Here is a 460-nt window from a genome sequence, read left to right as displayed (position 1 = left end):
GACTACCCGGGTATCTAATCCTGTTTGATACCCACACTTTCGAGCATGAACGTCAGTTACGGCTTAGTGTGCTGCCTTCGCAATCGGAGTTCTTCGTGATATCTAAGCATTTCACCGCTACACCACGAATTCCGCACACCTCAACCGCACTCAAGGACGCCAGTATCAACTGCAATTTTAAGGTTGAGCCCCAAACTTTCACAGCTGACTTAACGACCCGTCTGCGCTCCCTTTAAACCCAATAAATCCGGATAACGCTTGCACCCTCCGTATTACCGCGGCTGCTGGCACGGAGTTAGCCGATGCTTATTCATAAGGTACATACAAGCTCCCACACGTGGGAGATTTTATTCCCTTATAAAAGAAGTTTACAATCCGTAGGACCTTCATCCTTCACGCTACTTGGCTGGTTCAGACTCTCGTCCATTGACCAATATTCCTCACTGCTGCCGCCCGTAGG

1 rRNA gene is annotated in these 460 nt (G+C 49.1%); it reads right to left on the bottom strand.

Features of this window, described 5'->3' with window-relative positions:
- Window positions 1-460 (bottom strand): 16S ribosomal RNA (locus C1634_RS25720); the annotation flags it as partial.

It is taken from the genome of Chryseobacterium viscerum (assembly GCF_002899945.2).
GTDB lineage: Bacteria > Bacteroidota > Bacteroidia > Flavobacteriales > Weeksellaceae > Chryseobacterium > Chryseobacterium viscerum.
The sequence above is the reverse complement of the archived record's forward strand: the minus strand, read 5'-3'. Positions and strand labels throughout refer to the sequence as shown.